22 protein-coding genes are annotated in these 25716 nt (G+C 69.6%); 15 read left to right on the forward strand and 7 right to left on the reverse strand.

Going from position 1 to position 25716, the window contains the following annotated elements; translation table 11 throughout:
- Positions 1 to 90: 90 nt before the first annotated feature.
- Positions 91 to 1425, reverse strand: coding sequence for an AI-2E family transporter (locus AB0333_RS15200; protein WP_366219545.1), 1335 nt, complete (start codon positions 1423 to 1425; stop codon positions 91 to 93).
- Positions 1426 to 1606: 181 nt separating this feature from the next.
- On the opposite strand from AB0333_RS15200, the gene AB0333_RS15205 reads away from it, so the two are divergent.
- The 6 genes from AB0333_RS15205 to AB0333_RS15230 all read left to right on the forward strand — a co-directional run bounded on the left by AB0333_RS15205 (position 1607) and on the right by AB0333_RS15230 (position 9678).
- Positions 1607 to 3496 carry a hypothetical protein gene (locus tag AB0333_RS15205; RefSeq protein WP_366219546.1) on the forward strand — a complete coding sequence of 630 codons (1890 nt, stop codon included), beginning with the start codon at positions 1607 to 1609 and terminating at the stop codon, positions 3494 to 3496.
- Between the two features lie 65 nt (positions 3497 to 3561).
- A complete protein-coding gene (locus AB0333_RS15210; RefSeq protein ID WP_366219547.1) occupies positions 3562 to 4566 on the forward strand; it encodes a tetratricopeptide repeat protein in 1005 nt (334 codons plus the stop codon).
- A 176-nt stretch (positions 4567 to 4742) separates the two neighbouring features.
- Positions 4743 to 5561, forward strand: a complete 819-nt coding sequence (locus AB0333_RS15215) for an ABC transporter ATP-binding protein (protein ID WP_366219548.1) — start codon at positions 4743 to 4745, stop codon at positions 5559 to 5561.
- On the forward strand, positions 5546 to 7123 hold the full coding sequence (locus AB0333_RS15220) for a hypothetical protein (RefSeq protein ID WP_366219549.1): 1578 nt from the start codon (positions 5546 to 5548) through the stop codon (positions 7121 to 7123). Before AB0333_RS15215 ends, AB0333_RS15220 begins: the two co-directional genes overlap by 16 nt.
- A 69-nt stretch (positions 7124 to 7192) precedes the next feature.
- The gene (locus AB0333_RS15225) at positions 7193 to 7567 is read left to right on the forward strand and encodes a DUF3039 domain-containing protein (RefSeq protein WP_366219550.1); all 375 of its coding nucleotides are present in this window, start codon (positions 7193 to 7195) and stop codon (positions 7565 to 7567) included.
- A gap of 266 nt (positions 7568 to 7833) precedes the next feature.
- Positions 7834 to 9678, forward strand: a complete 1845-nt coding sequence (locus AB0333_RS15230; protein ID WP_366219551.1) for a DEAD/DEAH box helicase — start codon at positions 7834 to 7836, stop codon at positions 9676 to 9678.
- Between the two features lie 32 nt (positions 9679 to 9710).
- Here the strand turns inward: AB0333_RS15230 and AB0333_RS15235 are convergent, their stop codons facing one another.
- Both AB0333_RS15235 and AB0333_RS15240 read right to left on the reverse strand, forming a co-directional pair.
- Complete coding sequence (locus AB0333_RS15235) at positions 9711 to 10382, reverse strand: isochorismatase family protein (protein ID WP_366219552.1); 672 nt, start codon at positions 10380 to 10382, stop codon at positions 9711 to 9713.
- A 54-nt stretch (positions 10383 to 10436) separates the two neighbouring features.
- The gene (locus AB0333_RS15240; protein ID WP_366219577.1) at positions 10437 to 11765 is read right to left on the reverse strand and encodes a nicotinate phosphoribosyltransferase; all 1329 of its coding nucleotides are present in this window, start codon (positions 11763 to 11765) and stop codon (positions 10437 to 10439) included.
- Between the two features lie 310 nt (positions 11766 to 12075).
- Here AB0333_RS15240 and clpS point away from each other — a divergent pair, with 310 nt between their 5' ends.
- From clpS to AB0333_RS15275, 7 genes are all read left to right on the forward strand, one after another.
- The gene (clpS, locus tag AB0333_RS15245; RefSeq protein WP_245952423.1) at positions 12076 to 12369 is read left to right on the forward strand and encodes an ATP-dependent Clp protease adapter ClpS; all 294 of its coding nucleotides are present in this window, start codon (positions 12076 to 12078) and stop codon (positions 12367 to 12369) included.
- The gene (locus tag AB0333_RS15250) at positions 12369 to 13067 is read left to right on the forward strand and encodes a DUF2017 family protein (RefSeq protein WP_366219553.1); all 699 of its coding nucleotides are present in this window, start codon (positions 12369 to 12371) and stop codon (positions 13065 to 13067) included. The genes clpS and AB0333_RS15250 overlap by 1 nt, the downstream gene beginning before the upstream one ends.
- A gap of 74 nt (positions 13068 to 13141) precedes the next feature.
- The gene (gene murI, locus AB0333_RS15255) at positions 13142 to 14188 is read left to right on the forward strand and encodes a glutamate racemase (RefSeq protein ID WP_366219554.1); all 1047 of its coding nucleotides are present in this window, start codon (positions 13142 to 13144) and stop codon (positions 14186 to 14188) included.
- A complete protein-coding gene (locus tag AB0333_RS15260; protein ID WP_366219555.1) occupies positions 14185 to 15006 on the forward strand; it encodes an MBL fold metallo-hydrolase in 822 nt (273 codons plus the stop codon). The genes murI and AB0333_RS15260 overlap by 4 nt, the downstream gene beginning before the upstream one ends.
- 95 nt (positions 15007 to 15101) lie before the next feature.
- Complete coding sequence (rph, locus tag AB0333_RS15265) at positions 15102 to 15899, forward strand: ribonuclease PH (protein ID WP_366219556.1); 798 nt, start codon at positions 15102 to 15104, stop codon at positions 15897 to 15899.
- The gene (gene rdgB / locus AB0333_RS15270; RefSeq protein ID WP_366219557.1) at positions 15896 to 16561 is read left to right on the forward strand and encodes an RdgB/HAM1 family non-canonical purine NTP pyrophosphatase; all 666 of its coding nucleotides are present in this window, start codon (positions 15896 to 15898) and stop codon (positions 16559 to 16561) included. The genes rph and rdgB overlap by 4 nt, the downstream gene beginning before the upstream one ends.
- Positions 16561 to 17835 (forward strand): exonuclease domain-containing protein, encoded by a 1275-nt coding sequence (locus AB0333_RS15275; protein ID WP_366219558.1) that lies wholly within the window; start codon positions 16561 to 16563, stop codon positions 17833 to 17835. Before rdgB ends, AB0333_RS15275 begins: the two co-directional genes overlap by 1 nt.
- Positions 17836 to 17989: 154 nt before the next feature.
- Here the strand turns inward: AB0333_RS15275 and AB0333_RS15280 are convergent, their stop codons facing one another.
- Positions 17990 to 19801, reverse strand: coding sequence for a DUF222 domain-containing protein (locus tag AB0333_RS15280; protein WP_366219559.1), 1812 nt, complete (start codon positions 19799 to 19801; stop codon positions 17990 to 17992).
- Between the two features lie 267 nt (positions 19802 to 20068).
- The gene (locus AB0333_RS15285) at positions 20069 to 21058 is read right to left on the reverse strand and encodes a LysR family transcriptional regulator (protein ID WP_366219560.1); all 990 of its coding nucleotides are present in this window, start codon (positions 21056 to 21058) and stop codon (positions 20069 to 20071) included.
- 229 nt (positions 21059 to 21287) lie between these two features.
- On the opposite strand from AB0333_RS15285, the gene AB0333_RS15290 reads away from it, so the two are divergent.
- Positions 21288 to 22580 carry a Glu/Leu/Phe/Val dehydrogenase dimerization domain-containing protein gene (locus AB0333_RS15290; protein ID WP_366219561.1) on the forward strand — a complete coding sequence of 431 codons (1293 nt, stop codon included), beginning with the start codon at positions 21288 to 21290 and terminating at the stop codon, positions 22578 to 22580.
- Positions 22581 to 22598: 18 nt separating this feature from the next.
- Here AB0333_RS15290 and AB0333_RS15295 read toward each other — a convergent pair whose 3' ends face one another.
- Together AB0333_RS15295 and AB0333_RS15300 are read right to left on the reverse strand one after the other, a co-directional pair.
- Positions 22599 to 23339, reverse strand: a complete 741-nt coding sequence (locus AB0333_RS15295) for a maleate cis-trans isomerase (RefSeq protein ID WP_366219562.1) — start codon at positions 23337 to 23339, stop codon at positions 22599 to 22601.
- Complete coding sequence (locus AB0333_RS15300; protein WP_115930953.1) at positions 23336 to 24094, reverse strand: Asp/Glu/hydantoin racemase; 759 nt, start codon at positions 24092 to 24094, stop codon at positions 23336 to 23338. Before AB0333_RS15300 ends, AB0333_RS15295 begins: the two co-directional genes overlap by 4 nt.
- Before the next feature lie 239 nt (positions 24095 to 24333).
- On the opposite strand from AB0333_RS15300, the gene AB0333_RS15305 reads away from it, so the two are divergent.
- The gene (locus AB0333_RS15305; RefSeq protein ID WP_366219563.1) at positions 24334 to 25716 is read left to right on the forward strand and encodes an amidase; all 1383 of its coding nucleotides are present in this window, start codon (positions 24334 to 24336) and stop codon (positions 25714 to 25716) included.

The raw sequence follows: 25716 nt of genomic DNA on the forward strand, positions 1-25716 counted from the left end.
CGCTGCCGCCCCGGGTCAGTACTACCCCGTCCTCGCCGACCCTGACCCTTCACACTCCGCGGGTCATCAAATCACTACCGACCCACGCACCTAGATCCGGTCCTGCCGCGGGATCAGCACTTCCTTGACCACCAGCATGATGGCCGCCGCGAGTGGGATGGCCATCAGTGCGCCCAACACCCCGAGGAGGGCGGCCCCGGCGATAACGGCGATCACGGCGACGGAACCCGGCACGGCCACGGCCTTGCTCATCACGCGCGGGGAGACGAAGTAGGCCTCGACCTGGAGGTAGATGAAGTAGATGGCGGCGAAGATCAGGGCCTGCTGCCATCCGCCGGTCAAGGCCACGAGGGTCAGGATGATGCCGCCGGTCATGGCGCCCACGAGGGGGATGAAGGCCATCAGTCCGGCGAAGAACGCCAGGAGCGCCCCGAAGGGGATCCCCGCGATGGAGATGGCGACGAAGGCGACCAGTCCGTTGAGACCCGCCACGACCGACTGGCCGATGACGTAGTGCCCCACGGAGGAGGTGATCTCCTCGCCGAGGTACTCGACCCGGGGGCGCCGGGTGCTCGGAGCCAGCCGGTAAGCCCAGAACTTCATGGCCGGCAAGGTGGCGAGGAAGTACAGGGTCAGAACCAGCACGATCAGCACGGAGAACCCGGTGTTGACGATGGCGGTGCCCACCCCGAAGAGCCCGCCGAAGAGGGCCGTGACGTTAGACGAGTCGCCGATGAACTTCTCCAGCTCCGTCACCGCGATGTCCCGGATGCCGAACTGGCTGTCCAGATCGTGGAAGAACTGCGATTCCAGGAAGTCGGAGACCATGGCCGGCAGGTCGTTGACGAAGGCCGTGGTCTGCTCGACCACCGTGGGGATGAGCAGGGAGAAGAACAGCGTCAGGATCGCGGCCAGCAGCAGGACGGCCGCCGCCACGCCCACCCCTCGGGGGGCGCCCCACGACTCGATGCGGCGGACGACTGGATCCAGCCCGAGGGAGATGAACAGGGCGGCGCCGATCCATACGAGCAGTTGGGTGTTGGCGGAGATGATCCCGTACAGCAGGAAGGCCAGGCCCACGCCGAAGGTGAACAGGAACCCGGTCTGGACCGGATGGGCCCACTGGACCAGCCGGACGCGGTGGGACGGGTCGGCGGCGTCGGCGGCACGAACCGAGGGCCCCGCATTCGCCTCGATCTCGGCCGCGGTGGTGGAGGCGGCCGCCGGCCGCAACTCGAATCGGGGCCGGGGCCGTGCACCGGGAAGCCGGCGTGCGGCCCACCACCGTCGAAGGAGGCCGGAGCGCGGTGTGGCGGCTGCGGCGTCCGCGGCCGCGGGGGTACCGGCGGCGGCCCCGGACGGGCTGCCGGGAGCGGCCTCGGGGGCGGAATCGGAAGCCGCGTGGGGGGAGTCGTGGTCCTGCACAAGCCACAGGTTACGTCACCCGCACGAGTCCCGGGACGACCTGCGTCGTTATCATTTGGTGACCTTCTCGGTATACTGGGGTGCTGAGGTGCGGCAGGGTTCTGCCCTCGCACCGCTTTCAGCCGTGGCACCGCCACACACCACCGCCACAGATCCCCCGATCCATAGACAGGTAGACCGCGTGCGAGTTGTTTCCGGAGTAGTAGCCCTGATATTGGGCCTTGCCGCCATTTTCGGCGCCGTCGGCCTGCAGACGATCTGGGCCCCTCCGGCGACGCTGACGGCCGCGACGGACCAGTCCTCCGTCGATGCCGTGCCGGAGGCTCCCCTGACCGTCATCACCGGTGGCATCAACGACGTCGCGGAGGACCCGGTGGACTACACGCTCACCGGCGACGGCGACTACACGGTGATGCTCGGGCAGACCCGGGACATCGAGGCGTGGATCGGCGACGCCGCCCACAACACCGTCACCGGCGTTGAGACCGAGGTCCCGAACGGCCAGGACCCGCAGGTGGTGGTGGAGCACACCGAGGGAGAGGCCACGGTCCCCGACCCCGCCGGTTCCGATCTGTGGGTGGACACTCAGGAGGCCAGCGGCACGATCGACCAGCGGTGGTCCGTGCCGTCCGAGGGGGACTGGTCCCTGTTGGTCGCCGCCGACGGCACCGAGCCTGCACCGGCCGAGATGACGGTGAGCTGGACCAACACGCTCGGCGACAGCCCGTGGATCGTCCCGCTGGCCATCATCGGCGGCCTGCTGGTCCTCGCCGGACTCGCCCTGCTGGTGTGGGCGCTCCTGATCCGTCGCCGGACGGCCTCGGGCAATACGGGAAACCACGACCATCACCACGATCACCACCACCACCACCACGACGGCGGCACCGGCGGCACCAGCGCTGGCTCCCCGGACGTGCGTGGCAGCTCGGCTTCGACCACGCCGACCACTTCAACGACGCCGACCACGCCGAACGCCGACGGGACCGGGCAGGTCTCCCGCACGCAGGCTCCCCGAACCCACACCCCCCGGGCCCGGCTCGCTGGCCTCCTGGCCGGAAGCCTGGCCCTGGTGGGGGTCCTGGGCGTGGGCCCGGCGACCGCGCAGGGCACTCAGAGTGCTCCGGCCAGCGACGCCCCGGAGGCCCCGGACCGGGCGCCGGAGGGCGAGGGCGACCAGTACCCGGTCCTGACCGACAGCCAGTTGGAGCGCATCCTCGGCGAGATCGAGTCGGTCGTGGCCGAGGGCGATGAGGAGCAGGACCCCGAGGTTCTCAAGCCCCGCGTGGCCGACCCCCAGCTGTCCATGCGGGCCGCCAACTACGCCAACGTCCAGGTCTCGGACGACGTGCGGGCAGCTGAGCCGGTAGCGGCCGCACCCCTCCGATCCGTGCTGGCGCCGGCCGATCCCGCGTTTCCGCGCACGGTCACCGTGGTGACCCAGGGCGAGGCCAACACCACCCCGCAGCTGCTGGTGTTGCGGCAGGACTCGGCACGGGCACAGTACCGGCTGGTGACCGCCGCGTCCATGATCCCGGCGGCCCGGCTGCCGGCCAGCGACTTGTCCAACACGGCGGTCGAGATGGTGGCGGAGGATGACGGCAGCGGTCTGGTCATGTCGCCCGCCGCTGCCGTGGACGGGCTGGCCCGGTACCTGAATGTGCCGGACCACTCCTTCGGTGACCAGTTCGCGCACAACAGCACGGTGGATGAAATCCATGACTACCAGGCCAGCATCGAGGAGGAGGCGCCCGATGCCCGCCTGTCCCTCCTCCGTGAGTCCATTCCGGGGACGACGACCACGATGCGCCTGGCCGATGGCTCCGCCCTGGTGATGGGCCTCCTGGACGCCCGGATGACCATCGCCCCGCGCGAGGAGGGAGCCACCGTGATGGTGGACGAGGTGGCTGCCGCCCTGGCGGGCGAAGACAGCACTGAGAGCAACTCGCCGGTGGAGATGACGTACCGTGAAGTGGTGGGCCTGCGCATCCCGGCCGAGGGCGCCACCGGAGAAGAAGCCAAGGTCTCCATGGTGGCCCTGACGGACGAGTTGCAGGCCGTCACCTACGAGTGACGGGTGCCCGCCAGCTCTCGATCCAGTTCCCGATCTAGCTCTCGATCCCTTCAAGGAGTGCTCGAATGTCCCAGCAGCCCCCAGCCATGCCGACCCACCTGCGGGGGGCCCTCGACCTGTCCGCGCTCAAGCGGTCGGCGGGCCAACCCGGCCAGCCCGGACAGCCGGCGCAGGCCGGAACGGCTGGCCAGGCGCCGGCCCAGGGTGCGGCGGCGGGAAGCTGGGTCCTGGACCACGCCAGCCAGGGCGACCTGCAGCAGTTGATCCAGCTGTCCTCCCGTGTGCCGGTCCTCGTCCACCTGACAGCGCCCTCGAACCCCGCGAGCCAGCAGATCGATGATCTCGTGGCCCCCGCCGTGGACGCGCGGGGCGGTCAGCTGATCCTGGCCAGAGTGGATGCCGAGGCCGACCCGCAGGTTCTCCAGGTCTTCGGGCTGGCCGCCGGGCCGGCCGTCGTCGCCGTCCTGGCCGGTCAGCCGATTCCGGTCCTGAACCAGGCGGTTCCCGCCGACCAGCTCGAGCAACTCCTGGACGAGCTGCTCGCCGCTGCCGCCCAGAACGGCGTCTCCGGCACCGTGCCTCCGCTGGCCCCGGCCCGCGAGTACGGCCAGGGTGCCGCCGGATCCGCGGGGCAGGAGGCCCCGGCCGCCCCGCCGCTACCGCCGCTGCACCAGGAGGCCCAGGACGCGCTCGAGGCCGGCCAGTACGAGGCGGCCGAGGACGCCTACCGCAGGGCTCTGGCCGAGAACCCCGCCGACGCGGAGGCCAAGGTGGGACTGTCCCGCGCCGGGCTGTTCGCCCGGACCGCGGCCATGGACGCGAACACCGTGCGGGAACGCGGCGCCACCGAGCCGGATGAGGTCCAGGCCCAGATCGACGTGGCCGATCTCGACGTGCTCGGCGGCCACGTGGAGGATGCCTTCCACCGTCTGGTCCGCTTCATCGCCGGCCACCCGGGGCAGGAGCGGAACACCGCCCGCGAACACCTCGTGGGCCTCTACACCGTGGTGGGTGACCAGGACCCGCGCACGGCCGCGTCCCGCAAGGCGCTGGCCATGGCGCTGTTCTAAGCGCCGGTTGACTCTAAGCGCCGGTTGACGAACTCGGTTAACGAACACCGTTGACGAACACGGTGGGCCAACTCGGTTGACCAACACCGTGCGGGTCCAGATCCTGACTTAAGTCATGGTCATCCTGGCCATGGCGCTCTCGTGGCCTGGACCCTGCCCTTGCTAGCGTCAAGGGCATGAGCAATCCTGAGAGCTCCCTGTCCGCGCCATTCCCGCCTCAACAGCCTGACGCCGTGCCGGATCCGGACACCGCCTTGGCCATCCGTGGCCTGGCCAAGCGCTTCGGGGAGAAGATCGCCGTCAACGGCATCTCCCTTGATGTGCCCGCCGGTTCGTTCTACGGGCTGGTCGGACCGAACGGCGCCGGTAAGACCACCGCCATGTCCATGGCCACCGGACTGCTGCGCCCGGACCACGGACAGGTCTGGATCCACGGCACCGACGTCTGGTCCGAGCCCCTGATCGCCAAACGGCGCATGGGCGTGCTCGCTGACGGCGTGCGCCTCTTCGATCGGCTCACCGGGGAACAGCTCGTCACGTACTCGGGTCTCCTGCGGGGGCTGGACCGGGACACGGTGGCGGAGCGCACCGCCGATCTGCTGCGGGTCATGGACCTCACGGGGGACGCCGGGAAGCTGGTGGTGGACTATTCGGCCGGCATGACCAAGAAGGTCGCGCTGGCGTCGGCCATGATCCACGCCCCGAAGGTCCTGGTCCTGGACGAGCCCTTCGAGGCCGTGGACCCGGTCTCCGCCGCCAACATCCGGGACATCCTGGCGCAGTTCGTGCAGTCGGGTGGAACCGTGATCGTCTCCAGCCACGTCATGGACCTCGTCCAGCGGATGTGTGACCACGTGGCGATCATCGCTCAGGGCAACCTCCTGGCAGCCGGAACCGTGGACGAGGTCCGGGACGGTCAGAGCCTCGAGGACCGCTTCGTGGATCTCGTGGGTGGCCGCTCGACCGGAGAGGGCCTGTCATGGTTGCGCACCTGATTCGCATGAAGCTGGCCATCACGGTCAACGGGTGGAAGAAAAGCACCGGCCAGTTGGTCCTGGCCATCCTGCTGATGGCGTATCTCGCGTTCGTCCTCGTGATGCTGGGCGTCGGGGCCTCGTTCATGCCGGAGCTCGAGACGGACGCCCGGGGTGCCATCCTCACTCTGGTCGGTGCCGTCGCCGTACTCGGCTGGATCATCATCCCCGTCTTCTTCACCGGGGTGGACCTCACCCTGGACCCGGCGAACTTCGCCACCTTCGGGGTCCCGTCCCGCCAGCTGGTCCTCGGCCTGGCCATGGCCGGGCTGGCCACGATCCCAGGTGCGGCCACCCTCATCGGCTTCCTGTTGTCAACGCTCGCATGGCGGGACCAGGCCGGCGCGATGCTGCTGGCCGTGCCGACCACCATCCTCGGTGCCGTCTTCTGCATCTGCATGTCCTATGCGGTGACCGGACTGCTGGCCGGGATCACGGGGCAACGGCGGATCCGCGAGATCATGTCCATCGTCGCCTTCATCCCCCTGATGCTGGCCGGCGTCATCCTCACCGGCATCGTCGAATCAGTGGAGGCCGCCCTGGAGCAGCTGCCCGGCCTGGCGGCCATCATCGCCTGGACCCCCCTCGGCTCCTTCACCGGGGCCCCCTGGGCACTGGCGGAAGGGCGACTGCTCGAGGCCGCGGCCCAGGCCGTGCTGTGCCTGGTGTGGGTGGCCGGGGCCCTGTGGCTCTGGCAGCTGGCCGTCAACCGCAGCTATGCGCAGGTGCGCGGTTCCGGTCCCGCCAGCTCGAAGACCAAGGCCGGCGTGGGCCTGCTGGGGGTGTTCCCGGGGACACCGGCCGGAGCCATCGCCGCCCGCTCGCTGATCTACTGGCTCAAGGACCCCCGCTATTCGGCATCCCTGGTGGTGTTGCCGTTGCTGCTGGTGCTCTTCTGGTTCCTCGGCTACCAGTCCGGTGAGTACGTGATGATCCTGTTGATGGGTCCCATCACCGGCTTCATGCTCGGCTACTCCATCTCCGCGGACATCAGCTATGACGGTTCGGCCTTCGCCCAGCACGTGACCGCCGGTGTCTCCGGCCGGGACGACCGCGTCGGCCGGATCGGTTCCCTGCTGGCGTGGGGGATCCCCGTGACGCTGCTGTTCACCGTCGCCACCGTGTGGATGGCCGGCCAATGGTGGCTGCTGCCCGGGCTGATCGGCCTCGGGATCGGTGCCCTGCTGACCGGGGCGGGCGTTTCCGCCCTGGTCTCGGCCCGGTTCATCTACCCGGTGCCGCCACCCGGGGCCAGTCCGTTCGCCACGCCTGAGGGCGGTGGCATGCGCATGATGCTCATCTCCCTCGGCGCCATGGTGGTGGTCGGCGCGCTCTGCCTGCCCAGCCTGATCCTCTACGTCGTGGCCCTGGCCACCGGCACCCTGCTGCTGATGTGGATCACCCTCGTGGTGGGCCTGGGACTGGGGGTGTTCCTGCTGTGGCTGGGCATCCGGCTCGGCGCGAAGTGGTTCGACCGTTCCCAGGCCGATACCTATCAGTCGGTGCTGGCCGCCACCGGATGAGTGGCCCCGTCCTTGTCCCTGCCCGCAGACTTGCCTCCATCCGGGTGCCGTGGCGGTAGACTGGTGGACATGAGTTTGCCTGCCGATCCTGACCCCCATCAGCCGGGCGCCCCGGGGGCCCCTGGCGGCCCCAGCAGCGGCGGAGCCGCGGTCCTCGACCGCCAGGAGCAGCTGCAGGATGCCGAGCCGGGCGACCACGAGCGCTTCTCCCACTATGTCCGCAAGGAGAAGATCATGGAGTCCGCCGTCACCGGCGATCCCGTGGTGGCCCTGTGTGGCAAGGTCTGGACCCCGGGCCGGGACCCGGAGCGATTCCCCGTCTGTCCGGAGTGCAAGGAGATCTACGACGGCCTGAAATCCCCCAAGGACGGCAACTCCGGCGGGGACTCCGGCCAGGGCGGGTCCGGTGGGGGACGGCGCGGCTGGTTCGGCGGCCGCGGCTGAACGGCGATCCTGTCGTCCTGTCCTGTCCCGCCGTGATCTGACCGTTCGCCTGTCCCGCCGTGCTCTGGGCTACGTCCACGCGCCCTCCGACACCAGTCTTTCCCTGACCGACTTTCCCTGACCTCTTTCCCTGACCGTGCCCACGTGACGGACCGCGCCCGACCCGGCCGGCCGGCGTCGTGCCGTGTCCCTCATCCCGCGGTCCCGGACCGTCCCACGCATGACCCTGTGCATGCCCACGCCCGCAAGGAGGCCTCCGAAACTCCGTGACTGATCCCGTGACTGATGCCGTGCCCGGCGCCCTGTTCCACATCGGTGACGACCTGCCCCCGGCGCTGCCGGAGCGGGCCGCCTGGGGTACCGCTCCGAAACTGCGCCAATGGCAGCAGGAGGCCCTGGAGCTGTACCTGTCCAAACAGCCGCAGGACTTCATGGCGGTCGCCACCCCCGGCGCCGGCAAGACCACCTTCGCCCTGCGCGTGGCCAAGATGCTGTTGGAGGCCGGGACCGTCACCCGCATCGCCGTCGTGGCGCCGACGGAGCACCTCAAGCGTCAGTGGGCCGACTCAGCGGCCCGCATCGGCGTCGCCATCGATCCCAACTTCAAGAACTCGGACGGTCGGCACGGAGACGAGTACATCGGCGTCGCGCTCACGTACGCCCAGGTCGCCTCGAAGCCCATCCTGCACCGCAATCGCACCGAGAACGCCCGCACCCTCGTCATCCTGGACGAGATCCACCACGGCGGCGACGCCCTGAGCTGGGGCGAGGGCATCCGGGAGGCCTTCGAACCGGCCACCCGGCGGCTGTCCCTGACCGGCACCCCGTTCCGCTCGGACACGGCGGCCATCCCGTTTGTCGAGTATGTGGAGTACGACGACGGCATCCGCCGCTCGAAGTCCGACTACACCTACGGCTATGGCCCGGCCCTGCGTGACCACGTGGTCCGTCCCGTGATCTTCATGGCGTACTCCGGCCAGATGCGCTGGAAGACCACCACGGGCGACATCATGGAGGCCCAGCTCGGAGAGGCCGCCACCAAGGACATCACAGCCCAGGCCTGGCGGACGGCACTCAACCCGGAGGGGGAATGGATCCCCTCGGTCCTGGCGGCCGCGGACCGGCGCCTCACGGAGGTGCGGCGCAATGTGCCCGACGCCGGCGCCCTCGTCATCGCGACCGACCACGAGGACGCGCGGGCGTACGCCGCGCAGCTGAAGCGGATCACCGGCGAGGAGGTCACCGTGGTGCTCTCGGACGACAAGGGGGCCTCGGACAAGATCGAGGAGTTCTCGGCCGGGACCCAGCGGTGGATGGTCGCCGTGCGCATGGTGTCCGAGGGCGTCGACGTGCCGCGGCTCTGCGTGGGCGTGTACGCCACCTCCACGTCCACGCCGTTGTTCTTCGCCCAGGCCGTCGGCCGTTTCGTGCGCTCCCGCAAGCGCGGGGAGACCGCCAGTGTCTTCCTGCCGTCCGTGCCGCAGCTGATGCTGCTGGCCAACGAGATGGAGGCCGAGCGGGATCATGCCCTGGACCGGCCCGAGTCAGCTGCCGGGGTGGACGAGCTGGAGGACCTGTCCCAGTCTCCGGAGGAGGACCTGCTGGCCGCGGCCAACCGGCAGGAGCGTGCTTCGGACTCCCTGACGAAGTCCGAGTTCAAGGCCCTGGAATCCCAGGCGTCCTTCGACAAGGTCCTGTTCGACGGCTCCGAGTTCGGCACCGGCGGGGCGATCGGTTCCGAGGACGAACTGGACTTCCTCGGCATCCCGGGTCTGCTGGATGCCGAGCAGGTGGGCGAGCTGTTGCGTCAGCGCCAGGCCGATCAGCTCAAGCGCCGGCCCAAGACCGGCGGGAACACGGCGTCGGACCCGGCGCACCACGGTGCCGGCCCGGGGACCGAGCAGGTGGTGGACCACCGCCGGCTCAAGCAGATGAGGTCGGAGTTGTCCAAGAACGTCTCGGCGTGGTCGGCACGGTCCGGGACCCCGCACGGGATGATCCACAACCGCCTCCGCGAGATCAGCGGCGGGCCGGCCGTGGCCCAGGCAACGGCCGAGCAGCTGGAGACGCGGCTGAAGACCCTCCAGGGCTGGTTCGTCGGCCGGAAGTGATCCGGCCGTGAGCCGGACGTGAGGACGCAGCGCTAGTCTGCCGCGCCGCCCCACATCTGCAGCACGGCGCCGTTCTCCTCCATGAGTTCCAGGGCCTCCTCGGACCGCTCCGGGTCCACACCCGTCACGAGGTCCGTGAACACGGAGGTGTCATAGCCGGCGTCGATGGCGTCCAGCACCGTGGCGCGGACGCAGTGGTCGGTGGCGATCCCGACGACGGTGACGGAGTTGATGCCCTCCGCTCGCAGCCAGTCGTCCAGGCCCGGGGCGTCCTCCTCGACGGCTGTGGCGGCCGCGGCAGTGGCGCCGAAGGGGCCGGACGTGCCCTCGGGGGCGCCGGAGCGCACCATGTCCGGAAGGCCGAGCTGGCCGTCGAAGCCGGAGTATGAAGCGTCGAAGCGGCCCTTGAGGAACTGGGCGTCGATGAACTCGGTGTCCAGCTCCGGATGCAGTTCGGCACCTCCGGTTCCGGCGACGCAGTGCACGGGCCAGGTCTCGGTGTAGTCCGGCTCGGTGCCCTCGTCGGCGAAGTGGGGACCCGGATCCACGTGCCAGTCGCGGGTGGCGACCACCGCGGCGTAGTCCTGGGCGTGCTCGTCCAGGAAGGCCGTGATCCTGCCGGCCACCCGGGCGCCGCCGTCGACGCCGAGGGTACCGCCCTCACAGAAGTCGTTTTGCACATCCACGATGACCAAGGCGCGCATGGTGAAGTTCTTTCCTGTTCTGACGCGGGGGTGAAGCGGTGGTGGGGGAGGCCCTCAGGCCCCGTTGAACACGGTCGGGATGACCGGTTCGCCGGGCTGCAGTCTACGCACTGCGGCGGGCAATTCCGCACGGGAGGCCCGGTGCCGGTCTGCTGCCCGGGTGACGGCGTCCGGTCCGGTCCAGCCGGGCTGGAGTTCGCCATCGCGGACGAAGGCGTGTTGCAGCGGGCGGTCGTCGGCCTCGGCCTCGGCCCGCTGGTTGACCGTGAGCAGCTCGGCGGTAGCGCGCCCGGACCTGTTGAGCCGGCGGACCGCGTGCTTGCGGCCGCCCAGGGAATTTTTGCCGGCGGCGGCCTTGGCCACATCGATCCATGTGCCGTTGCCGTCCTGACGGCTGACCAGCTTGTAGACCATCGACGCCGTGGGCGCGCCCGAGCCGGTGACCAGCCGGGTGCCCACGCCGTAGGAGTTCACCGGCGCCGACTGCAAGTGGGCGATGGCGTATTCGTCCAGATCCGAGGTGACCATGATGCCGGTTTCCTCGTTGCCGAGCTCGTTGAGCAGCGAGCGCACCCAATGCGCCTGCTCCACGAGGTCACCCGAGTCCAACCGGACGTTGCGCAGCTCCCGTCCGGCCACCTCGACCGCGGTCCGGACGCCGGACTCCACGTCGAAGGTGTCCACGAGCAGGGTGGTGTCCTTGCCGAGCGAGGCCACCTGGGCCTCAAAGGCCTCGCGTTCGGAATCGTGCAACAGGGTGAAGGAGTGGGCAGCGGTGCCCACCGTCTTCAGTCCATAGCGGATCCCGGCCGCGAGGTTGGAGGTGGAGGCGAAGCCCGCGATGACGGCGGCCCGGGCCGCGGCGACGGCGGACTCCTCATTGATCCGGCGCGAGCCCATCTCGATACAGGGGCGGCCGTCGGCGGCCGAGGTCATACGCGAGGCGGCCGAGGCCACCGCGGAGTCGTAGTTGAGCACGGACAGCAGGTAGGTCTCGAGGATGCAGGCCTCGGCGAAGGTGGACTCGACCTGGAGGAGGGGGGAGTAGGGGAAATACGCCTCGCCCTCGGCGTAGCCGTAGATATTGCCGGAGAAGCGGAAATCGGCCAGCCACTGCAACGTGGTGTCCTTGACCACCCGGTGGTCGGAGAGGAAGTCCAGCTCCTCGGTGCCGAAACGAAACGTGGCCAACCCCTCGAGCAGACGCCCGGTCCCCGCCACCACGCCGTAGCGGCGGCCCTCGGCCAGCCGGCGGGCGAAGACCTCGAACAGGCTGCGGCGGTGTGCTGCCCCGGACTGGAGGGCAGCCTCCAGCATGGTCAGTTCATAGTGGTCCGTGAACAGGGACGTCGGGAGCAGCCAACCGGCCGTGCCGGTGGAAATCTGGTCGGTCACGACTGACACCCTACAACTCTTGACCACGCGTGGACGCCGGTGCCGTCTGCCGGGCGCTGGGTGCTGGGCGCCGTCCGCCGTCTGCCGGGCGCTGGGTGCCGGGCGCTGGGTGCTGGGCGCCGCCCGCCGTCCGCTGGGTACCGTTCGCCGTAGAATGGCTGCCATGTTCTTGACCCTCCGTTCTCCTGGTAGTAACCCAGGCAGTTCCCCAGGCACCCGGGATGTCGTTCCCAGCCGTTCTCACCAGGACCGCCCCCGTGATCTGCCGGGTGGACGGCCCGGGACGGGAACAGACGTCTTGGAGCGGGAGGAGACCTCCGCCGGGACCGCCGAGCGCACCGCCGCTGACCGGCCCTGGCAGGTGGTCGTGTGGAACGACCCCGTCAACCTCATGAGCTACGTCTCCTACGTGTTCCGCTCCTACTTCGGCTTCAGCCGGGCCAAGGCCGACACCCTCATGCTCCAGGTGCACCAGGAAGGCAAGGCGATCGTCTCCTCCGGGGGCCGGGAGGAATCCGAGCGCCACGTCCAGGCGATGCACGGTTACGGCCTGTGGGCCACCCTCCAGCACGAGCAGGGGGAGGGAGCCTGATGGCCCGTGCCTTCAAGAGCACGCCGAAGGGGTTCGTCGCCGACCTGGAGAAAGCAGAGCGGCGCCTGCTGCGAACCCTGTTCAAAGACGTGATCCAGCTGCTGGACGTGGGGCAGGAGACGCCCACCGGGGCTGCCTCCGAGTCCGCGTCCGGACCGTCCTCCGAGCCGTCCGCCGACCCGTTCTGGGACATCGTCTCGGGACTGGGGCCGCTGGGAGCGGACGACGCCAGTGCTGGCGAGCCGGCCGGCGTCGGGAATCCGACGGGGGCCGGCGAGGACGCCCCCTCGCGAGAGGCTCCGCAGGACGAAGCGCTCGCGCGGCTGCTGCCGCCCGGGGTGCACGGCGACACGGCTGCCGAGCAGGCCGCCGCCGCCGAGTTCCGGGCGCTGACGGAGGACGGCGTCCGTCGGGCCAAGACGGCCGACCTCCAACGGTCCGTGGCTGCGCTGCAGGTCAACCCCGTGGTGCTGGACGAAGAGCAAGCCATCGCCTTCAGCCGCGCCCTCAACGACGTGCGCCTGGTGCTCTCGGCCCGGCTGGGCATCGACGCGGACGAGGACGCCGAACGGGTGCACGCGGTGGACGACTGGTCCGCAGCCAAGGACGTGGAGTCCTATATGGCGCTGTTGTACAACTTCACGACCTGGCTGCTCGAGACGTTGATGCTGGCCCTGTCCACCCGGCTTCCCGACTGAATCGTGCTTGACTGCAGACTGCTGGAACGACACCTGCTGGAACGACACCTGCTGACCGAAGGACCGACCCGACCATGACCAACACGCCCGTGCCGACGGCCCCCATCGGCGTCTTCGACTCCGGGGTCGGCGGGCTGACGGTCGCCCGCGCCATCATCGACCAGCTGCCCGGCGAACAGATCGCGTATGTGGGGGACACGGCCAATGGCCCCTACGGGCCGCGGACCATCGCCCAGGTGCGGGCCTTCGCGCTCGGGATCATGGACGAGTTGGTCGACGCCGGCGTGAAGGTCCTGGTCATCGCCTGCAATTCCGCCTCGGCCGCCGTGCTGCGCGATGCCCGGGAACGGTATACCGCCCGGTACGGGATCCCGGTGGTGGAGGTCATCCAGCCGGCCGTGCGGCGGGCGGTCGCCGCCACCCGCAACGGGAAGATCGGGGTCATCGGGACCGAGGCCACGGTGAGTTCGCGGGCCTATGAGGACACCTTCGCTGCCGCGCCGCAGTTGGAGATCACCTCGGTGGCCTGCCCGCGGTTCGTCGAGTTCGTGGAGGCCGGCGTCACCACGGGACCAGAGCTGCTGGCCACCGCCGAGCGGTACCTGGCCCCGTTGAAGGAGGCGGGCGTGGACACCCTGGTGTTGGGATGCACCCACTACCCGCTGCTGACGGGCGTGATCTCGCTGGTGATGGGGGAGTCCGTCACGCTGGTCTCCTCTGCGGAGGAGACGGCGAAGGACGTCTACCGGGCGTTGGTCCGGCACGGTCTGGAGAGTCCAGCGGGCGGTGCCGCGGGTAGTGCGGCGGGCGGTGCCGCGGAGCAACCCGGTCACCGGTTCATGGCGACCGGCGACCCGCAGTACTTCGAGACATTGGCCCGGCGTTTCCTCGGCCCCGAGGTGGGCGGCGTGCAGCAGGTCGACCACATCTCCGAGCGCTACCCGACCGGAGTGCTGGCCCGGATCACCCCGGAGATGCTCTCGGCGGCCCAGGACGGAAACGGACAGGGCGGAAACGGACAGTACAGTGGTTCCAACGCAGGATCCCCCGTGCCGGTCTCAAGCCTGTCGAGCGCGGGTCATCGGGGGATCGCCACGGAGGAAAGGCCGGACGCAGGGTGAAGCTCACGATCATCGGAGCCTCAGGATCGTTCCCCGGTCCGGGCTCGCCGGCCTCGTGTTATCTCGTCACGGCTGAAGGGCCGGACCCGGACGGCGCACCCGGTAGCCGGAAGACCTGGCGGATCCTGATGGATCTGGGCAATGGTGCCCTGGGCACACTGCAGCGCTATATGGCTCTGGACGACATCGACGCGGTGCTGCTCACCCACCTGCACCCGGACCACTGCATGGACCTCTGCGGACTGCACGTGGCCATCCGCTGGAACCCGTACGGCTGGAAGGGCATCCACGTTCCCGTGTACGGCCCCGCCGCCACCGCGGACCGCATGGCGACCGCCTACGGACTCGACCCGGACCCCGGCATGCATCCGGATTTCGACTTCCACCACTGGCAGGCGAACGTCCCCGTGACCGTCGGCCCCTTCACCATCACGCCCGTCCCGGTGCGCCACCCCATCGACGAGGCGTACGCGCTGCGTCTGGAGATCACCGAACCTGGCCCGGACGGCGAGTCGGTGCACCGGGTGCTGACCTACTCCGGTGACACGGACACCTGTGATGGCCTGGTCGAGGCCGCCCGCGACGCAGACTTGTTCCTCTGCGAGGCCGCCTTCCAGGAGGGCCGCGACGACGGCATCGACGGGGTCCACCTCACCGGCCGGCGTGCGGGGCAGATGGCCACCGACGCCGGCGCCCGCCGGCTGCTGCTGACCCACCTTCCCGTGTGGACGGACCCCCTGGCCGCCTCCATCGAGGCACGGGAGACCTATGCCGGCGACCTCGCCGTCGCGGTCTCCGGGGTCACCTACCGGGTCTAGACCGCTGCGGGTGTCCGGCATGCTCCCGGTGTCCGAGGCGCCCGAGGTGCTTCCGCCCGGATTAACGCGTCCGGGCCCTCGGTAGGATGGCGGGCATGACCTCATCGACTTCCGGAGCTTCCGCCGTGCCCGAAAACGGCACCACTGGCCCCCTGTCCACCGCGACCCGCCAGGACGGGCGTGCCGTCAACGAATTGCGCCCCATCAGCATCACCCGTGGCTGGTCCCGCCAGGCCGAGGGCTCTGCACTGATCGAGTTCGGCAACACTCGCGTGCTGTGCACCGCCTCCTTCACCCAGGGCGTCCCGCGCTGGCTCAAGGGCGAGGGCACCGGCTGGGTCACCGCAGAGTATGCGATGCTGCCGCGCGCCACGAACACCCGCTCCCAGCGCGAGTCCGTCAAGGGCAAGATCGGCGGCCGCACCCATGAGATCTCTCGCCTCATCGGCCGCTCGCTGCGCGCCATCATCGACCTCAAGGCTTTGGGCGAGAACACCATCGTGCTGGATTGTGACGTCCTGGAGGCCGATGGTGGCACCCGCACCGCCTCGGTCACCGGGGCCTATGTGGCGCTCGCGGAGGCGATCGCCTGGGCCAAGGGACAAGGAGTCATCTCGGCCTCCGCTCAGCCGCTGAAGGACTCCGTCGCCGCGGTGTCCGTCGGCATCATCGATGGTGTCCCCATGCTCGATCTGCCCTACGTGGAGGACGTCCGCGCGGAGACGGACATGAACGTGGTGGTCACCGGAGCCGGCGACTTCGTGGAGGTTCAGGGCACCGCCGAGGGCGCCCCGTTCAACCGTTCCGAACTCGACTCCCTGCTCGACCTGGCCGTGGCCGGGTCCGCCGAGTTGGCCCGCATCCAGCGCGAGACCCTGGCGGGCGAACGGTGAACGGTCCAGCCGGCACCACCCAGCCCCGGCTCGTCCTCGCCACCCGCAACCAGGGCAAGCTGCGCGAGCTGCGTGAACTGCTCCGCGGACAGGTGCCCGGCCTGGACGTCGACATCCACGTCGTCGACGCGGCGTCCCTGGACGCCCCGGACGTGGTGGAGGATGGTGTCACCTTCGAGGAGAACTCCCTGAAGAAGGCCCATGCCGTCGCCCGGCACACGGGGCTGGTGGCCGTGGCCGACGACTCCGGCCTCTCCGTGGAGGTCCTCGGGGGCGCCCCCGGGATCTTCTCCGCCCGATGGTCCGGACGACATGGAGATGATGCGGCCAACCTTCAGTTGCTCTTGGACCAGACGGCGGACGTCAAGCCCGAACACCGAAACGCCGCATTCGTCTGTGCCGCCGCGGTGGCTACACCGGCCGGCGAGGAACACGTCGAACTCGGCTTCCTGGCCGGCACCCTGCTGACGGCACCCCGGGGTACGGGCGGCTTCGGCTATGACCCGATCCTGCAGCCGCACGGCATGCACGTCTCCGTGGCCGAACTGGACCCCGAGGTGAAGAACTCCATCAGCCACCGTGGTACCGCCTTCCGGCAGCTGCTTCCCGAACTGGTGCGGTTGCTGACCGGGTCAGATGGTGCGTCCGGCGGAGGGCGCTGATGGCGCTCGACTTCACGGCGGTGGATTTCGAGACGGCCAACGGCTTCCGCGGTTCGCCGTGTTCCGTGGGCCTCGTCAGGGTCCGCAACGGTCAACCGGTGGAACGCGCGTACTGGTTGATGAGGCCCCCGGCAGGCTTCGACCGGTTCGATGCCCGGAACGTGGGAATCCACGGCATCACGGCGGCGCAGGTGGCCGGCGCCCCGCGATTCGCTGAGGTGTTCGGGGACATGGCGGACTTCATCGGGCCGGACCCCCTCGTGGCCCACAACGCGGGCTTCGACCTCGGAGTCATAGAATCTGCGCTCGAGGTCTCCGGCCGAGACATCCCGCGCTTCGACTATGCCTGCTCCCTGGTGATGGCCCGGCGCACCTATGACCTGCCGTCCTATGCGCTACCGGTGGCCGCTGCGGAGGCGGGACATCCACTCGAGGACCACCACGATGCCCTCGCAGACGCCGAGGCGTGCGCGTGGATCATGATCGACGTGGTCGAGCGCCGAAGGGCAGCCCGGCAACCGGCTGAGCTGCAATTGGCTGAGCTGCAACCGGCTGATCCGCGATGGGCTGATCCGCAGCTGACGAACCGACCGCTGCTGGAGCATCCGAACACCGGCGCGCACCTGGCGACGCGGGACGAACCGACGTCACCGGCCCCAGTGGACGCGGAGGCCACGGCGGACTCGACTGGCACAGCGAGCAGAACACGGACCACGCGGTCCTCCACCGGCCTGCTGGAAGCGGGGCTGGCCGAGATCCTGGCCCTCGATGGGGTGCGGTTGCGACAGCTGGAGGCTCGCCGGGCCGGAACCAGCCCGGAATCCCGAGCCACCCGCCAGGCCCGCGGGCTCGGGCCGGTCTTCGACTCCACCGTGGTGCTGCCGCACGCCGAGCGCATGCCTGATTTGATGCACTGGCCGGATGAGGGAATCAATCCCGAGCCTGCCGCCGACGCAGACCCGGCTCATCCCCTGTATGGACAGACCGTGGTGTTCACCGGCAACTTGGGGATGCCCCGGCAGGAGGCCAAGCATCGGGCGGCCGCGTGGGGAGCACGGACGGGCAGCCGGGTCAACGCGCAGACCACCATGTTGGTCGTCGGAGATGGCTTCCGCGCTGAGGATCTCGGCACGTCAACGCGCGGCGGGGCGGTCGGGCATCGCAAGACGCGGGACGCACTGGCCCGCCGTCAGCAGGGGCAGCAGGTGGAACTCGTCTCCGAACCGGAGTTCCTGCAGATGCTGGATGGCAACTGGCCCGACGCCGCAGGGTAGTGGACTCAGGCAGCCACATGACCCTGTGGCCCAGCAGTCTCGTGGCCGCCAGCCACGGTGTCCCGCAGTCTCGTAGCCACTCAGTTGCTCGAAGCCACTCAGTTGCCATGCGCCAGTCGCGCGACCTGACTCATCGCGTCGGCTCGGTCCACGCCTAGGCCCGCCAGTACCGGTTGCGCTGGGGCGTCCTGAACGGATCCAGATAGGGTGCGGGGACGAACCAGGGGACGCCGTCGTCTTCGACGCTGATGTCCCATGAACCACTGTGGACCGCATGATGATGCCGGCTGCAGAGCAGCACACCGTTGTCCACGCTCGTCGCTCCGCCGTGGGTCCACCACTGGATGTGGTGGACCTCGCACCACGGCGCCGGCATCGTGCAGCCGGGTGACGCGCATCCGCCGTCGCGGGCTGTGATGGCCCGACGGAGTCGAGGTGGAAAGAGGCGTTGGGTGTGCCCCACGTCCAGGATCTGTCCTGGGCCGCGCATGACCACGGGCAGGATGTCGGCGTCACAGGCGAGGGTACGTACGGTGCTGGGACTGATCGGACCGGTGAAGGCCGCCTCCGATCTGTAAGTGCCGAGGTCGAGTGGGAGAATGCCCGGCTCGCCGGGTGGGTCTGGTGGTTTCCGTGGGTCGGCCGATCTGGATTCGGGCGGGGAGGTTCCGGCGGTAGAAACCTGGCTGCTCCCGACCTGACCGGCGAGGGTCTCGTAGTCGATGGTCACCATGACCAGCGGCCGGTTCCCGCCGGATGACGGCAGTCCGTTGCCCTCGACCAATGCCAAAGCCCCCATGAGGGCGGAAGTCAGGCCGTCGAGTTGGCGCTGGTGACGGGACCTGCGGTCGACGGACATGACATCGGCGTCTGGCCAGAGGCCTGCTCCATTTGAGAGATTCGGGACGGGCGCCTCCGCGGCCGACACCGTACTGCTGGTGGCCTCGCCACCGCCCTGGGTGCCTTCGTCGCGCATGCCTTCGTCTTGCGCGCCACCGCCCTGCGTGCCCTCACCCTGCGCGCGGGGGTTGGTCGCGGCGCCGGCGATGGTGCTGAGGACCTCGTGCTGGAGGTCGTCCGCAGCGATCTTCCACAGATGGAAGCCCCGTCGCTTGCCCCGGTAGGAGAGTCCTTGCTGGACGGACGGGACGGCGTCGGACGGCTCTGCCCCATCCGGGTTGAGCGCGTGTTGGGCCCACTGACGCCAGCGGGTACAGGCATGTCGCATCAACTCCGGGTCCAGGACGGTGGCCTGGGCCGTCAGGGTCTCCTCGCCCCGGGACAGCCAATCCGCGGTCAAGGACGCGTCCGCGTTCGTCGCTTCGGCATCCTTTTTCGTCTGCTCCAGGGCCGTGGAGATCAGGTCGAGAGAGCATGGGTCGAGATGCCCCCGCAGGAAGGCCTCGGCCAGGACGGGGTAGGCGGCACTGCGCTGGTGGCCGGTGATCTCTGGGACCGGCGGCTGGACCTGCTGGGCACGGTGGATGCGTCTGCGTGCCTCCGGCCGGGGAATCCGCAGGGTTTTCACCATCCAGTCCGGGGCATCTCGAAACGGCTTGGCCCCTCCAGGGATGCCGAGCAACGGCTCGCGGAGGGAACCCTCACCCATGGCATGGGCGGCATGTCCGGCCAACGACGTATGTACCGCTGTCAGAAGACGTCCCAGATCTTCGACCCTACGGTGGATGACGGGTAGCGAACCGGTCGCAAAGGTCTCCGGTGCAGCCACGAAGTCGGGACCATGGGGCGACTCTCCCGGGGCGATCGGTGCGAAGGAGGTCAGTCCCGACCAGTCCTGATCAGCGGGCGACGAGACCACGCGTTCGAAGGCGTCAACCGTCGTGGGACCGGACAGGCGTTCGGCCAGGAGCTCCAGGGCTTGGCGAGCGACATCAAGAACGTCCGGAGTGGCCCACTCGGCCAACTCGTCCAAACCACGTGAGGGCTCCCTCTCCTCTGCCGTCATTCCCTGTCCTCCTTCCGGACGGTCCTCGCTCCCGCGCAGCCGTGGTGACCCTGTCGCCTACGCGGGCCCTGTGTGCTAGCACATATATTCGACCACGAACGACGGACGAGATAAGCGCGCTCCACGGGAAGGTGGAGGGCTGAGCGAGAACCTGCGGCTGTGGAGTACTGCGGGGCTCTGCGATCAGGGCTCGGGGATCAACGATCAACGCTCAGGGATCAACGCTCAGGGAGCAGGGAGCAGGGAGCAGGCATCAACGCTCAGGGCTCAGGAGGAAGGGCTCCCGAGCGGGTTGGACGCCGGCGCGGACTCAGACGAGTCAGACGAGTCAGACGAGGCCGGAGCTGAACCGATGGCCAGCCCCTTCTCCGCTGCTGCCGTGCGGATCGCGTTGATGACGAGATCGAGCGACGGCCGACGTGTGGGGGTGGTCCGATAGGCGATGGAGACCGTCCTCATCACCGGTTCCTCCAGGGCGATGATGTCCACTCCGTCCGGGATCAGTTCCAGCGCGAGATCGGACACCAGCGTCACCCCGAGCCCGCCGGCGGCCATGGCCAGCGCGGTGGGCTGTTCGGCGACGGTGTGGACGATCCTCGGGTCGAAGCCCTTCTGATGGCAGGCGATGCGGACCGCATGACCGAAGTGATCGCTCTCCCGGGCCAGGATCCACGGATAGTCTGCCAGCTGGGCCAGTCGCACCGTCTCGGAGGGGATCATCCCGGTGGGCACTGCGGCGTGGAGCCGTTCCACGGCGATGATCGTCCGGGTCAGCTGGGGGTCCCAGGTCACCGGAGTCACCGAGTAATCGATCACGAAGGAGAAATCCAGGGTGCCGTCCTTGACCGCACCCGCCGTCTGCTCGGGATCCAACTCCACGGTGCGGACCTCGATCCCGGGATACCTCACCGCCAGACTGGACAGGGCCTGCGGCACCAGACTGGAGGCCACGGACGCCCAGACACCCGCAGTGAGGCGGGCCGTCACCCCGTTCTGAGCCTGCTCCAGGGCCATCGTGGCCCGGTCCACCGAGCCGAGGATCTGCTCCGCATGCTCGGCGAGGACGAGCCCCAGATCGGTGAGCAGCAGCCGGCGGCCATGCCGCTCCACGAGCCGGGCGCCGACGTCGCGCTCCAGCTGGGCCAACTGCTGGGAGACGCCGGAGGGACTGTAGTGCAGGGCGGCCGCCACGGCGGTGACGGTGCCACGCAGGTGCAACTCCCGCAGCATCCTCAGCCGACGCAACGACAACTCCATGCGCGTCAGCATAGGGGTGCGCCGCCGGCGGAGGGGAGACCTTGCAGTCCCGATGCACGGCATCGTGCAGGAACCGGCGATAGACGCCAGCGGCAACCCCCTCCACGCTGGGAGTACGAGCCGGAGCTGAACCGGCGCAAACCGAACATTCACCGAAGCACGCACCGGAGCACACGCCGGAGGGCGAATCGCTGCGGGACCAACCGTGAACTCGATGGAGGTGGCGGGCATGACCCTGATCCAGAACCCTGATGGCAACCGAACGCACGACAGCACGAGTGGACCGGAGCGTGGCACGCGGCCAGAGACCCTGCCCCGGAATCCGGTGCGGGAGCCGTTCACGCGGCCTGACCCCTTCGATCGTCCACCGCAGCATGAGCTCGTGTGGACGGATCCGGTCACCGGCTCTCAAGGATGGCTCGTGGTGCACACCCTGGTCGGTGGCATGGCCACGGGCGGCACCCGCATGCGAGCCGGCTGCACCCGGGACGAGGTCGCCGACCTGGCACGCTGCATGGCCACCAAGACCGCGGCGTTCGGTCTGCCCGTCGGCGGGGCCAAGGCCGGCATCGACTGCGATCCGAGGGACCCGGATGCGCTGGGGGTCCTGGAGCGGTTCTTCGCGCACATGCGGCCATGGCTCGAGAATTCCTGGGTCACCGCCGAAGACCTCGGCGTCTCCCAGTCGGACCTCGACGCCGTCTTCACCCGGCTGGGACTGGACCAGTCCTTCCACGCCGCCATCCGTCGCTCGCCGGACCCGGCTGCCACCCTGGACCGCGTCCGGGCAGGACTCGACACCGTGGACCGGGACGGACTGCCGCTGGGGGACGTGATCGGTGGCTACGGGGTGGCTCAGGCCTGCCTGGGGACGGCGGCGGCCCTCGGCTGGGAGCCCACGCGGACCACGGTGGCCATCCAGGGCATCGGCACCATGGGTGGCGGAGCCGCCTGGTACCTGCACGAGGCGGGCGTCCCGGTGACCGCGATCGCCGACGCCGCCGGCACCCTGTTCTGTCCCCGCGGACTGGACATCCCGGCCCTGCTGGCCGCCCGCGACCACTATGGTGAGATCGACCGGGCCACGGTACCGTCCGGCGTCGAGCTCTTGCCGCGCGAGGCGGTGCTCTCGGCACCCGCGGACATCCTCGTCCCCGCGGCGGTCTCCTATGCGCTGGGGGTCGGGTCCGTGGCTGACATCGCGGCACGGGCGGTGGTCGAGGCCGCGAACTCACCCACGACGCCGGACGCGGAGGAACGCCTAGCCGTGCGCGGGATCCCGGTGATCCCGGATTTCGTGGCCAACGCCGGAGCGGCGGCCTGGGCCTGGTGGTTGCTGCAGGGCCAGGTGGGCACCGATCCTGAGGACTCGTTCCGCCGCCTGCGGGAGGAGATGCAGGGCAAGGTGGCGTACATGCTCGCGGAATGGAGCGGCGCCAGGGTGAGCCCGCGGCGCAGTGCCTGGGGATTCGCCAGCGCCAACCTGGAGGCGCTCGCCGGTCGTCAGATCACCATTCCCTAGCGGCGATGGGCGCTGCCACTACACCCGGGTGAACAACGCGCCCAGCTGGTCCGAGACGACCGACGAGCCGGCCAGCCGGAGACCGTGCCAGATCGTGACCTGGTTGGCCGTGAGGACGGGTTTGCCGAGCCGGTGCTCGATCGCGGGCAACACGTCCAGCGTGTGCATGGCCGTGTCCGGGATGAGTAAGGCCTCGGCGGCAGGGTGGTCGTTCTGCAGGGCCAGATCCATCACCCGGGTGCCCTCCAAGGCGCCCACCTCCGCCGCCGTGCCGATCCCGGCGCTGCCGCGGGCCACCACGTCGATCCCCGAGGCCGCCAGGAAGTCGGTGAAAAGCACCGCCACCTCGTCGGGATAACTGGCGGCCACGGCGACCCGCCCCACGCCGAGCGCGGCCGCGGCGGCCACGAACGACTGCGAGGTACTGGCCGCCGGCACCCCGGCCGCCTCGGTCAGCTGGTCCGCCTGCTGGCGCACGCCCGCGTGGCCGTAGACGAAGCTGCCGGACGTGCAGGCCCACATCACGGCATCCAGGTTCTCCACCCCGTCCACGGCAGGTGCCCCTGCCACGGCCGCGAGCAGCCGTCCGACCCCCTCCGCGAGCTTCTCCGGGCTGCCCAGATCGAGGAGTTCGGGAACCGCGTGGAGATCGGTGCCGTAGATGTGCACGAGTGGCAGGCGCACACCGAGCCGGCTCGCCGCCGTCGGGTATTCGTCCTCGGCCGCGTGGTCCGGGTAGATGATGCCGATGGTGGTCATGTGGGGGATTCCTCTCGGAAGACGTCGGCCAGCCAGCGGCCCGGGCCGACCATCGGCAGGCCCATGCGGCCCAGGCAGGCCCAGACGGTCAGTTGGTTCGCGGTCAGGACGGGCTTGCCGAGCCGGCGTTCCAGCGGTTCGATGATGTCGTAGGTGGGCAGGTTGGTGCAGGAGACGAAGACGGCCTCGGAGTCGGGGGTGTCGGCCGCGAGGATGAGCTCGGCCACGGTGCGGTAGTTGACCCGCCAGATCCCGCCGCCCAGGCCGAGGTAGTGGCATTGCGGCACGGTCACCCCCAGTTCGCCGAGGAAGGCGACCAGGCGGTCCGTCAGGTCGGCGTCATAAGGGGTGATCACCGAGACGCGCCGCAGTCCCAGCGCCCGCACGGCCTCCGCCAGGGCACCGGAGGTGGTGACGGCGTCGGGAGCTCCGGCCTCCAGGATGGACCGGCGGAGTTCGGACTCGTACCCGAGCCCGTGGATGAAGCTGCCGGAGGTGCACAGGTAGGCCACGACCTCCGGATCCACGCCGAGCACATCCCGGGTGGCTGACTGCACGTGCCGCTTCTCGGAGACGAGTTCGGCCATCTCCAGGCTGACGGGGACTGGCTCGAAGGGCGTCCGGGCGAGGTGCAGGCTGACGTCCAAGGGTGTCCACCGCCAGAGCTCCCGCTCCAGGGCCAGGTCGAAGGGGGCGATCACGCCGATGCCGCGCTGGGTCACGGGACCGTCGAAATCGATGTCTGACAGGTCCACTGCCGCTCCTCGCCCTCTGTCACGTCGATCTGCCGAGTTGATGATGGGCTGAATCATAGGGGCGCCACCGTCCTCGCGACCATGGGCCGGTCACGACGTGTGGGCCCTTCCATCCGCGCAGATCAAACCCCCATAATGCGGGGACGAGGGCCGCGAACCTGACCGTCCGCGAAGCCGTCCGCACGATGTCACCTAGCACCACGTCACCTAGCACCACGTCACCAAACCGGGAGCTGCAGATGGACCCCACCCAGATGACCGCCGTCGAGCTCGTGGCCGCATATGGCAGCCGGTCACTCTCGCCCGTCGAGGCCACCACCGCGATCCTGGACCGCATCGGGACGGCGGACGGGGATCTCGGGGCCTACTGCCTCGTGGATGGTGACCGCGCCCTGGACCAGGCCCGCGCGTCCGAGGCCCGGTGGCACCGTGACCATCCCCAGGGGCTCCTGGACGGCGTGCCGGTCTCCATCAAGGACATCTTCCTCACGGACGGCTGGCCCACCCTGCGGGGTTCCCGGTCCATCGACCCGGACCAGCCGTGGACGGTGGACTCGCCCGTCGCGGCCCGGCTCCGCTCGGACGGCATGGTCTTCCTGGGCAAGACCACGACGCCGGAGCTCGCCTGGAAGGCGGTCACGGACAGCCCGCTGACGGGCATCACCCGCAACCCCGCCGACCCGCGGTTGACGGCCGGCGGCTCCTCCGGTGGTTCTGCCGCCGCGGTGGCCGCTGGCATGGGGCCGTGCTCCGTGGGGACCGACGGCGGCGGCAGCGTCCGCATCCCGGCCTCCTTCTGCGGCATCGTGGGCTTCAAGCCCACCCACGGGCGGATCCCGCTGTACCCGGCCAGCCCGTTCGGTCCGCTGGCCCATGCCGGGCCGATGACGCGCACGGTGGAGGACACGGCCCTGATGATGGACATCCTGGCGCTGCCGGATCCCCGGGATCCCACTTCGCTGGCGCCGCCGCAACGGACTTTCCGCGGGGAATTCAACCGTGAGGTGGACGGACTGCACGTGGCCTACTCGCGTGACCTCGGCTACGCGAAGGTGGACCGGGAGGTCGCGGGCGTCGTGGACGCGGTGGTGAGGCGGATCGACGAGGCGGGTCTGCCCGTCACCGAGGCCGATCCCGGCTTCGCCGATCCGATCGAGGCCTTCGAGGTGCTGTGGGCCAGTGGGGCGGCCACCCTGCTGGACACGATGGCCGCGGCCTCGCCCGGCACCCGGGAGAAGGTCGACCCGGGTCTGGGCCGGGTGTGGGACCGGGGGGAGCGAATTAGCGCGGTCGAGTATCTTCGGGCCCGGGATGTCGCTGCGCAGGCGGGTATCACCATGGGCTCCTTCCACGAGGAGCACAACGTGCTGCTCACCCCTGCCGTGGGGATCCCGGCGTTCGAGGCCGGGTACGAGGTCCCGCCCGGCAGCGGCCTGGAGCGTTGGCCGCAGTGGGCGACGTTCAGCTTCCCGTTCAACCTCACCCAGCAGCCGGCCATCAGCATCCCCGTGGGCGTCACCGCCGCCGGGCTGCCCGTGGGGCTGCAGATCGTGGGTCCACGGCACTCCGATGACCTCGTCCTGGCCGTCGCACGGTTCGTGGAGTGGCTGCTGGACCAGTAG

Source organism: Citricoccus sp. NPDC079358 (genome assembly GCF_040702545.1).
Classification (GTDB): domain Bacteria; phylum Actinomycetota; class Actinomycetes; order Actinomycetales; family Micrococcaceae; genus Citricoccus.